This is a genomic window from Sinobaca sp. H24 (assembly GCF_023845525.1).
Window position 1 is genome coordinate 1 of record NZ_JALBWT010000065.1, and the last position, 9,115, is coordinate 9,115.

The window sequence follows — 9,115 nt, forward strand, 5'->3', positions numbered from 1 at the left end:
GAATGGGAAAGAGAACGGTTTTACTATTATGCTTTTATTCAATTTTTAATTACCGGCGTCAACGGCTCCTTTTTAACAGGGGATATTTTTAATCTATTTGTATTCTTCGAGGTAATGCTTCTCGCTTCTTATGTACTGTTATCTTTGGGCGGTTTAAAAAAACAGCTTCGGGCAGGCATTATGTATGTATTGATTAATATCGTGTCTTCGATGCTGTTTATTGTGGCGGTTGCCTACTTGTACGCGGTAACGGGAACGCTTAATATGGCTCATCTTTCGGTTCGTGTAGCAGAAGCCGGACAGCCTGATCTGCTTACGGCCATTGCGCTGCTGTTTTTAGTTATTTTTGCGGTGAAGTCAGCGCTGTTGTTTTTCTATTGGCTGCCGGAGTCCTACAGTGCACCACCAACTGCCGTTTCCGCGCTTTTTGCCGGCCTGCTGACGAAGGTGGGAGTGTACGCGATTTTTCGTATGTTTACCCTGATTTTTTATCACGAACCCGGGATCACCCACAGCGTTATCGCCTGGATGGCCGGACTGACGATGATTCTGGGAAGCATCGGAGCGGTTGCTTATGGCAATATTCAAAAAGTGCTGGCTTATAATATCGTAATAGCTATTGGTTTTATCGTGATCGGAATCGCTGTGTTTCAGGAAGCGGCTCTTACCGGGGCTATTTATTACTTGATTCATGATATGGTGGTAAAAACCCTCCTCTTTCTGCTCGGAGGAGCGATGGTCGGTCTTGTCGGTACCTATCAATTAAAGGAAATGAGCGGCATGATCCGGAACCATCCATATTTAGGCTGGATGTTTTTTATCGCTTCCTTTGCCCTGGTGGGGGTGCCGCCGCTGAGCGGATTTTTTGGCAAGCTGCTCGTACTGCAGGGGACGCTGGAAACCCAGTTTTATGTGCTCGGAGCGATCGGGCTGCTTTCCAGCCTGGCCGTGCTGTATTCGACAATGAAAATTTTCATGAATGGATTCTGGGGAGAAAATCAGTTAAGCAAGGAGGATGAGAAAACCTCAACGCAGGGCCTTCTGCTGCCATGTACCCTGCTTATATGCGTGAGCCTGTTTTTGGGAATTGGAGTGGAATGGGTGAATCCATATGTAGCGGAGGCCGCCTCTGATTTAATGAATCCCGCTGTTTACATCGAAGCGGTACTCGGGCCTGCTTAATCAAGACGGCAAAGGAGAGGATAGAACATGCCGGCGCAAATACTGCTTAATATTTTAATCGCTGTTCTGTGGGCATCTTTTCAGGACGAAGAAGGTATTTATGTAACAACATTAATGACAGGTTATGTAATCGGGCTGGTACTTATTTTCTCTTTCCGCCGTTTTTTTCCAAAGGAATTCTATTTGTGGAAGCTCTGGAGCATAACCAAGCTGCTGTTTATTTTCATTAGAGAGCTCGTCTCCTCAAGCATCCTTGTGATCCGGCAGATTCTGCGGCCGCGCCTGAACATTACGCCCGGTATTTTTAAACTGGAAACAGAACTTTCCACGGACTGGGAAATTACCTTTCTCGCGATGCTGCTGATGCTGACGCCGGGTTCGGTGGTCATGGAAGTATCTGCTGAGGGAAATGTGCTGTACATCCATGCGATGGACATACCGGAATCGCAGAATAAAGTAATTGCTACAAAAAATTCGTTCGAACAAGCTATTATGGAGGTGACACGCTGATGTTTGCGATTGCGATGGCTGTCAGTCTAGTCTTTTTATCTGTTTCTATTCTCGTCGGGCTGTACCGGATTATTATCGGCCCCTCTATGCCGGACCGGGTCATAGCGCTTGATGCCATTGGTATTAATCTAATTGCCATGGTTGCTGTGCTTTCTGTTACGTTTCGGACGAGCGCCTATCTGGAAATTATTCTGTTGATGGGAATCATTGCCTTTATCGGCACCGTCGCTTTTTCCAAGTACATTGAGAGGGGGATTATCATTGAGTCCAGACGCGGTGATTGAAACCATTGTAGCGCTTCTTCTGCTTATTGGAACCACGCTTGCCCTGCTCAGTGCCATTGGTATTCTCCGGCTTCCTGATATATATACCAGATCCCATGCCGGCACGAAAAGTGCTACATTAGGCGTGCTTTGTACCCTGCTCGGTACTTTCATTTTTTTCGCCGGTATAGAGAATTTTTTCAGCGTCCGTCTGATTTTGGGTATTTTATTCGTGTTTTTAACGGCTCCGGTAGCGGGACATCTCATGTGCCGTGCCGCTTACCGCTCGGGTGTCCCTATGTCTGACCGAAGCGTACGTGATGAGCTCAAAGAAGTACTTTCTGTAAAAAAAGAAGAGTAGATTTGCAGCGCTCGGCAGACTGCGTTTTTAAATAGGCAAAGGGATCGGCCTGCCGGCGTAGAATACATAACATAACAAATAAAAAGCAGAGGCGGGAGCAGAAATGAGTATGCAGGCAGAACGTATTTTTGTTAATCTTCCGGTAAAAGATCTACAGAAGTCGATTGACTTTTTCTCAGCGGTTGGATTTGAATTTAATCCTCAGTTTACCGATGAAAACGCGACGTGCATGATCATTAGTGAAACAATTTTTGCGATGCTTTTAACAGAGCCGTTTTTTCAGACGTTTACAAAAAAGGAGATTACCGATACGTCCCGGAGCATAGAAGCGATAACGGCTCTGCAGGTGGACAGCCGGGAGAAGGTTGATGAAATTATCAGCAAAGCCGTCGGTGCCGGCGGGACTTCTCCGCAGGAGCCGGCAGAGCAGGGGTTTATGTACGGATCAAGCTTTGAAGATCTGGACGGCCACCTGTGGGAGGTTATGTATATGGATGAAAGCGCGGCTGATCCGGAAGGGTGAAGCGGTAATGGTGCTGCCGGATCCGGCAGCGCCTTTTTTGTGTTCTGCAGGGAAAAGAAACCGGCTTTCGGTTGCCCGGCTACTGTGATAAGCTAGAAAATAGTTACGTATTTTTTGAAAAGAGGGATCATATGGGAAGCTACGATACGCTTCTGACGAATTTTACAGAAGATATTAAACGGGAAAACGAACGTCTCGTTGCCAGTTGTTACGGATGGTGCCGCTCAGAGCTTTCAGGGCCTCAGGAGTTTTCCGGCGCATTTATCATAACAAATGAACGGGCCGTATTTTTAAATAAAAAATACAAGCCGGAAGAGTTTATTACGTTTGATTATAAAGAAATAAAAAATATAAAACTGCTCGAAGAACGGAAGGTTGGATTTGAAGCCGGGGCCTACAGCATTACGCTTCGAGACATTAAATATGCGAAAGCCGGCGATATAGCGGCAGAGCTTTCCAACCAGCTTCAGCAGATACAGATGGAGGAAGAAGATCCCGCGGAAGAAAAGTTTTCGCAGCAGGTGCCGTTTGCGTATGTGCCGTTTACCTATAATGATAAATGGTGGTATTCCACATGGTTTATCACTGTTTTAGGTATTCTCGCCGTTCCTACTCTTTTTCTGAGCGGAGTGGCTGCCATCATTTTAGCAAATGTCCAGAAAAATAAGCGGTTAACGATTACCTATCACTATCAGCAGATGAACGAAGAGCTGAATAAACGTTTTCAGGAGAAGGTTTTCCAGATGGAAAATGAATTCGCCGACAAGAAAAAGCTATATGAACGTGACATGGCGCAGCGCGCCGGCGAAGCAGCGGCGCTGGACAGAACCATTGAGTCCAAGAACCAGGAAATGACAAAGCTCTGGGATCAGCAGAATTCGTTTGGAGACCAGATGGAATCGCTGCAGATATCCAAGCGTCATTTGGAAGAAGAACATGAACAGCTGGGAATGAAAGTAATGGAGCTTGCCGAAACAGCAAGCATCGCCCAGGGATACCGGAAACTTAAAGAAGAAGTGGATCTTCAGGATGTTCATGCGTTTGAACGGGCATTTGATTTTAAAGAAGCGGATGAATACCGGACTCTTTACCACAGCTGGAAACAGCAGCAGCGCGATATGATTGTGGAAGACCGTGCTGTTATGGTTCATGAAGGTGCTTTTGCAGGCGCTGAAGAAGAGGACGAAATCCCGGCTTCTCATATCAATATGAAAAAAATGATGCTCCGCGCTTTTAATGAAGAGTGCGAGCTGACGATTACGACTTTGGTGAAAGGCCAGTTTGAGACAGCTACCAATCGTATTCATAAAGCGTTTGACCAGATTAATATGCTCGCCCTGCCTTTTGGTATGGAGCTTTCGATGGAGTATCTGGATGCTAAAATAGCTGAGTTGAACATCTGCTATGAAATGCTGGAAGCAACCGGCGAAAAAGATATTTTATTGAAGGAAAAAGCAAAATAAGCAGGAACGGCTTCAGGCCGTTCCTGCTTATTATTTTCAAATAGGTTCATGCAATCGCTGCAGAGAGGGCGGTTCTTCTTTATTTCCAAGTACAAGAAAGGTAGCTTCTTCGCCGGGGGCCAGATCACAGGTGAATACGTCTGAGCCGCCGGCTTCTTTTTTCACCTGAAGATGGTGTACACCAGGCTCTACAGTAAATGACAGCCTTTGGTTCCGTTTAATACGTCCAGTTTCCTTTTCATCAATCAGCAGCTGAAATCCCCGCAGAACCGCGTAGCGTTCTTTTCGGCGGACAAATGTAACAGTTGAGGATGCTTTCATTCGTTACCCTCCTTCGTGTTCATTGATAAAAAAGGTTTTTTTCATCGTATCACATTTTTAAGGCCTGATAGTAACCATTTGTGAAAGAACAGCTCAAATGCAGCCCGAACAACAAAACGATCAGCCGGGACATCATGTCAGCTTTAAAGAAAACACACGCCGGGGTATTTCCAATTAATTCTGACTGTACTACTAGCCAATCTGTTCTCCTATGCATTACACTAAATACAACCGTACGAATGGTGTGAATGGAAAAGGAGATAGAATGATGAATTTCCCTATAAATCAAGATAGAGATTACCATATCCTTGTCGTCACGTCTGTTGCAGCGGAAAAAGATGCTGTTCTCAGAGGGCTTAATGCCTCGAGCAGCTTTGATGTGGTGACCTCGGGAGTAGGATCAGCCGCAGCCGCTGCAGCCACTGCTTCCGCTTTGGCCCGCACCCGTTACGACCTGGTAGTAAGCGCAGGCATTGGCGGCGGATTTGAGGGGCAGGCGGAAGTGGGATCTCTCGTTATCGCCAACGAAATTATTGCAGCCGATCTGGGAGCGGAGACAGAAACGGGCTTTCAGACGATTGAGGAAATAGGAATGGGACCGGATCGTGTGATCGTTGACGAAGGAAAAATAGATATCGTTAAACGGGCGCTCCGGTCATCTGACCTTGTTATTAACATAGGACCGGTGCTTACGCTGTCTACCGTAACCGGTACAGCCCAAACAGCGGAAAAACTGGCCAGACAGGTCCCCGGAGCGGCAGCGGAAGCAATGGAAGGATTTGGCGCCGCTACAGCTGCGGAAATGTTTGGCGTAGATTCAATGGAAATCCGTGCTATTTCAAATACGGTAGGCCCGCGTGACCGTTCGGCCTGGCGCATCACTGAGGCGCTTGAAACACTCGAAGCAGCAAGTTTCATATTATCGGAGGTGCTTATTGAATGAATATAGCTTATTCCCCATGCCCAAATGATACATTTGTTTTTCATGCTCTGGCGCATGGCTTAATTGAAGGAGCTCCTGAGCTGGAGGTTCAGTACGCAGATATTGATATTACAAATACACTGGCAGCAAAAGGAGAAGGCCCGGAAGTAATGAAGATTTCATTTGCGGCTCTTCCCTATGTAATAGATGACTATGCACTTATTCCCTGTGGAGGCGCACTCGACGCGGCTGCGGTCCGCTGATTCTGACAGCTGGAGAAAAAAATCCAGGTGATCTGGCCGGAAAACAGTAGCGGTGCCAAGTGAACGCTCCACGGCGTATATGCTTTTTCGTTTCTGGGCAAAACAGATGATCGGCGGAGAGCCTGCCTGTAATCAAGGTAATGCCGTTTGACGATATTATGCCGGCTGTACAGGAAGGCCGGGTAGATGCAGGACTGGTTATTCACGAAGCGCGGTTTACTTATCAGAATTATAATCTGAACATGATGGAAGATCTGGGAGACTGGTGGGAAAAAGACACCGGCCTTCCTATCCGCTCGGTGCTATTATAGCGAAACGCTCGCTTGATGCAGAAAAAAAACGGAGTGGGTCCGGGCCTCGGTTGATTACGCGTGGGAGCATCCGGAGTCATCAAAGGATTATGTAATGGAGCATGCGCAGGAAATGTCTGTAGATGTTGCAGAATCGCATATTGATTTATACGTGAATGAATTTACACGCGACCTCGGCGAAGATGGATTTTGCTGCTGTAGAATCTCTTTTAAGCCGAGCGGCAGAAGAGAATATTGTGCCTTCATTTGATTTATCAAATTAGAAAATAACTGCGAGAATGCAGGGACAGCCGCTGAAACCGGCTGTCTTTTTTTCGTTCCGGCTTATTTTTCCGGACGTGCTTGTGGTATTATGCTTATACTTTACAAATACAGATAATGGATGGTGCTTCAAATGAAGATTTTAGTCGTAGAAGACAATGCAAGCGTTCGTTCCATGCTGGATATGTTTTTTTCCAAAGAAGGAATCACAGGAACTTTTGCGGAAGATGGGCTGAAAGGATACGAGCTGTATAAAAAAGAGGCATGGGACCTGCTTATACTGGATTGGATGCTTCCAGGTATGGACGGTGTAACGCTCTGCCGGAAGATCAGGGAGGAAAAAAGCACGGTACCAATTATTATGCTTACGGCCAAAGACAGTGAATCCGAGCAGGTCATCGGTTTTGAAATGGGGCCGATGATTATGTTACAAAACCGTTCAGTCCGCTTGCTTTGATGGCCCGGATACGGGCGGTCACGAGAAGGACGGGGCCGGAGCAGAAGAAACGAAAGATACCCACCTTACTACATCACGCTATTTTAAAATAAATGACCGGACGAGAGAAGTATTCTATAAAGACACACCGGTGCTTCATTTGACACCGAAAGAGTTTGATCTGCTGCATTTTTTAATAAAAAATCCAAGACAGGTATTTACGAGAGAACAACTGCTCGAACAGGGTGGGGCTATCAGTTCTACGGGGATGAGCGTACGGTGGATGTGCACATCAAAAGACTTCGCAAAAAAATAGAGAGCGAAGAAAACACCATTTTCCACACCGTCTGGGGCGTAGGTTATAAATTTGAAGAAACGGAAGCTCTGTCTCATGAAGATTAGGTATATGTATCAGCTGCTGGCCAGCCACCTTGGGGTATCGATTCTGGCGCTTTTGATTCTGGGCTGCTGTTTGTTAATTTTGTCGAAGAATTTGTTTATCAGGATAAAGTAGATGAATTAACCGCTTATGGTGAAGATATTTTAAATGACCTGGACAGCGGCGTCAGCACAACATCGCTGGCTCCGTACAGTGAAGTACTGCGGGTGCAGAATATTAATTTCAGCGTATTCGATAACGAAGGCAGAGTGCTTTATCCCGAAGCCGGCAGCTTTCCTAATCCGCAGTTGACGGATGAAGAATGGACCCGGATTCAAAACGGGGAACTCGTGGAGGAAACCCGCGATGCCGGACGCTTTGACCAGACGGTGTCACTGGTCGTACTGCCTTTTTTTGAAAATGGAGATTTCTCCGGCGGCGTTCTGCTCGTCTCGCCTATCAGCAGCTCGGCTGAAATCATCGGACAGATCAATCAGTATTTACTTTATACCGCGCTGATTGCGCTCGCAGGTGCACTGCTTTTCAGCAGCTATTTTTGTCCAGATTTCACGTAAACCGGATTCAGCGTCTGCGAAACGCCACTTCCTCCATTGCCGAAGGAAACTACGACGTGGATGTGCCGTCTTCTGACTTTGACGAAATTGGAGAGCTTGCCAGTGATTTTCAGGAAATGGCCGCGGATTTAAAGCGGTCCAATGCGGAAATAGAAAGCCTGGAGAACCGGCGCCGCCAATTTATTGCCGACGTTTCCCACGAAATGAGAACGCCGCTTACGACATAAAAGGGGTGATCGGCGGTCTTGAAAGCGGAATGATTGAGGAAGAGCAGAAGGAAAAAGGGCTGCGCTTGATTAATGAAGAAACCAAGCGGCTGATCCGGCTGGTTAATGAAAATCTCGATTATGAAAAGATCCGCTCAAATCAGCTGGTGCTTCTAAGGAACAGGTACAGATAGAAGAAGTGTTCGAAATCATTAAAGAGCATTTAATTCCCCAGGCGGAAGAAAAACAAAATCGGATTATTATTGAAGCAGCACCTCACGTTACGGCATCCGCCGATTACGACAGACTTACCCAGATCTTAATGAATATAACTAAAAACAGCATTCAGTTCACAGAAAAAGGAACCGTATGGCTTAGAGCCCGGGAGGAAGAGGAGGAAACAATACTGGAAGTGGAAGATACAGGAGAAGGCATTGATCCGGAAAAAATAAAAACAATCTGGCGCCGTTTTTATAAAGCGGATATTTCCAGAGCCAACCTGACGTTTGGGGAGTTCGGACTTGGACTTTCTATTGTGAAGCGCCTCGTTGAACTCCATGAAGGAACGATTGAAGTGAAGAGTGAAAAGGAAAAGGAACGATTTTTATCGTGCGCTTTCCTAAATAAATCCGCAGCCGGCAGGGGAGAAATCTCCTGCTGTTTTTTTATGAAAAGTTTCTTTGTTCCTTCATACTCTGTTCATAGTTTTATTCATAACTCCCGGTTATGCTGTAAAAGAAGGTAGAAAAGACAGAGAGAAAGAGGCGTTGGGTATGTTAAAAAAGGAAAAAAGAGATATTTTTATTGGCGCGATAATTGCTGCTGCAGTAATAGGGCTTTTAATTACAGGCTTCAGCCGCAGCGATGCGGTAGCCGAAGTAGGAGAGGAAACGATTACGAAGGATGAACTGTACGAAGAAATGGCCGCGACTTCCGGAGAAGCGGACTGGATACGATGATTACAGAAGAAGTGGTTAATGCCGAGGCGGAAAAGGCTGAAGTAAAAGTCACACAGGAAGAGATTGATGAAGAAAAAGCCACACTGGAAGAATCATACGAGGAAGCAGAGGGCCTTGAGTCGGCCATATCACAGAGCGGTCTGACGATGGAGGATCTGGAAGAACAGAGAGAAACAACAC

General features: G+C 46.3%; 10 protein-coding genes and 3 pseudogenes. 12 read left to right on the forward strand and 1 reads right to left on the reverse strand.

Features of this window, described 5'->3' with window-relative positions; translation table 11 throughout:
• From MMY81_RS32215 to MMY81_RS32240, 6 genes are all read left to right on the forward strand, one after another.
• A partial coding sequence (locus tag MMY81_RS32215) for a proton-conducting transporter transmembrane domain-containing protein (protein ID WP_252316029.1) occupies positions 1 to 1,182 on the forward strand: 1,182 nt, incomplete at its 5' end.
• Positions 1,183 to 1,209: 27 nt separating this feature from the next.
• Positions 1,210 to 1,692 (forward strand): Na+/H+ antiporter subunit E, encoded by a 483-nt coding sequence (locus tag MMY81_RS32220; protein ID WP_120192945.1) that lies wholly within the window; start codon positions 1,210 to 1,212, stop codon positions 1,690 to 1,692.
• Positions 1,692 to 1,976 carry a Na(+)/H(+) antiporter subunit F1 gene (locus MMY81_RS32225; protein ID WP_120192944.1) on the forward strand — a complete coding sequence of 95 codons (285 nt, stop codon included), beginning with the start codon at positions 1,692 to 1,694 and terminating at the stop codon, positions 1,974 to 1,976. Before MMY81_RS32220 ends, MMY81_RS32225 begins: the two co-directional genes overlap by 1 nt.
• The gene (locus MMY81_RS32230) at positions 1,954 to 2,316 is read left to right on the forward strand and encodes a Na+/H+ antiporter subunit G (protein WP_252316030.1); all 363 of its coding nucleotides are present in this window, start codon (positions 1,954 to 1,956) and stop codon (positions 2,314 to 2,316) included. The genes MMY81_RS32225 and MMY81_RS32230 overlap by 23 nt, the downstream gene beginning before the upstream one ends.
• A 103-nt stretch (positions 2,317 to 2,419) precedes the next feature.
• Complete coding sequence (locus MMY81_RS32235; protein ID WP_120192942.1) at positions 2,420 to 2,839, forward strand: VOC family protein; 420 nt, start codon at positions 2,420 to 2,422, stop codon at positions 2,837 to 2,839.
• Between the two features lie 131 nt (positions 2,840 to 2,970).
• Positions 2,971 to 4,302: an SNIPE associated domain-containing protein gene (locus tag MMY81_RS32240; RefSeq protein ID WP_252316031.1), complete on the forward strand. Its 1,332-nt coding sequence runs from the start codon at positions 2,971 to 2,973 to the stop codon at positions 4,300 to 4,302.
• A gap of 36 nt (positions 4,303 to 4,338) precedes the next feature.
• Here MMY81_RS32240 and MMY81_RS32245 read toward each other — a convergent pair whose 3' ends face one another.
• Positions 4,339 to 4,623, reverse strand: a complete 285-nt coding sequence (locus tag MMY81_RS32245; RefSeq protein ID WP_252316032.1) for a hypothetical protein — start codon at positions 4,621 to 4,623, stop codon at positions 4,339 to 4,341.
• A gap of 268 nt (positions 4,624 to 4,891) precedes the next feature.
• On the opposite strand from MMY81_RS32245, the gene MMY81_RS32250 reads away from it, so the two are divergent.
• From MMY81_RS32250 to MMY81_RS32275, 6 genes and pseudogenes are all read left to right on the forward strand, one after another.
• On the forward strand, positions 4,892 to 5,566 hold the full coding sequence (locus tag MMY81_RS32250; protein WP_245960959.1) for a futalosine hydrolase: 675 nt from the start codon (positions 4,892 to 4,894) through the stop codon (positions 5,564 to 5,566).
• Positions 5,563 to 6,382: pseudogene (locus MMY81_RS32255) on the forward strand (1,4-dihydroxy-6-naphtoate synthase). Before MMY81_RS32250 ends, MMY81_RS32255 begins: the two are co-directional and overlap by 4 nt.
• Before the next feature lie 131 nt (positions 6,383 to 6,513).
• Positions 6,514 to 7,218 (forward strand): annotated as a pseudogene (locus tag MMY81_RS32260) (winged helix-turn-helix domain-containing protein).
• Positions 7,208 to 8,603: pseudogene (locus tag MMY81_RS32265) on the forward strand (sensor histidine kinase). Before MMY81_RS32260 ends, MMY81_RS32265 begins: the two co-directional pseudogenes overlap by 11 nt.
• A gap of 146 nt (positions 8,604 to 8,749) precedes the next feature.
• A complete protein-coding gene (locus MMY81_RS32270) occupies positions 8,750 to 8,935 on the forward strand; it encodes a hypothetical protein (protein ID WP_252316033.1) in 186 nt (61 codons plus the stop codon).
• Positions 8,932 to 9,115, forward strand: a 184-nt coding sequence (locus MMY81_RS32275; protein WP_252316034.1) for a SurA N-terminal domain-containing protein, incomplete at its 3' end; no start/stop codon positions are given. The genes MMY81_RS32270 and MMY81_RS32275, both read left to right, overlap by 4 nt.

Bases quoted from the DNA above. Each gene is read 5' to 3' on its own strand.
- MMY81_RS32220 (WP_120192945.1), top strand. From the start codon at position 1,210: ATGCCGGCGCAAATACTGCTTAATATTTTAATCGCTGTTCTGTGGGCA.
- MMY81_RS32225 (WP_120192944.1), top strand. From the start codon at position 1,692: ATGTTTGCGATTGCGATGGCTGTCAGTCTAGTCTTTTTATCTGTTTCT.
- MMY81_RS32235 (WP_120192942.1), top strand. From the start codon at position 2,420: ATGAGTATGCAGGCAGAACGTATTTTTGTTAATCTTCCGGTAAAAGAT.
- MMY81_RS32240 (WP_252316031.1), top strand. From the start codon at position 2,971: ATGGGAAGCTACGATACGCTTCTGACGAATTTTACAGAAGATATTAAA.
- MMY81_RS32245 (WP_252316032.1), bottom strand. From the start codon at position 4,623: ATGAAAGCATCCTCAACTGTTACATTTGTCCGCCGAAAAGAACGCTAC.
- MMY81_RS32250 (WP_245960959.1), top strand. From the start codon at position 4,892: ATGAATTTCCCTATAAATCAAGATAGAGATTACCATATCCTTGTCGTC.
- MMY81_RS32270 (WP_252316033.1), top strand. From the start codon at position 8,750: ATGTTAAAAAAGGAAAAAAGAGATATTTTTATTGGCGCGATAATTGCT.